General features: G+C 32.8%; 1 protein-coding gene. It reads left to right on the top strand.

The window, feature by feature from the left end; all coding sequences use genetic code 11:
* On the top strand, positions 1–244 hold a 244-nt coding region (locus tag SCA31_RS25115; RefSeq protein WP_410699658.1), incomplete at both ends, for a hypothetical protein.

A 244-nucleotide genomic window follows, 5' to 3' on the forward strand; every position in this document is an offset into this window, starting at 1 on the left:
ATATGAGGGGTATGATTTTCAGCCGGATCTTTTTTTAATAAATCTCCCTCATAAAAATTATAAGGCCTACTTAGATATGGCTAAAACAACAAAACCAAATGGAGCCATTAAATTTTTGATTTCAGGACAAGAAAACATCAATTTCAAATTGATTGGAACTCCGGGGCCTGGAGGAAATTATAATTTTCAAGTCACTGATGACAATGGTATAAATTATTATTTTGACCAGGGAGAGATAACAACT

Origin of the sequence: Chryseobacterium sp. SIMBA_028 (assembly GCF_046535285.1) — a bacterium.
Classification (GTDB): domain Bacteria; phylum Bacteroidota; class Bacteroidia; order Flavobacteriales; family Weeksellaceae; genus Chryseobacterium.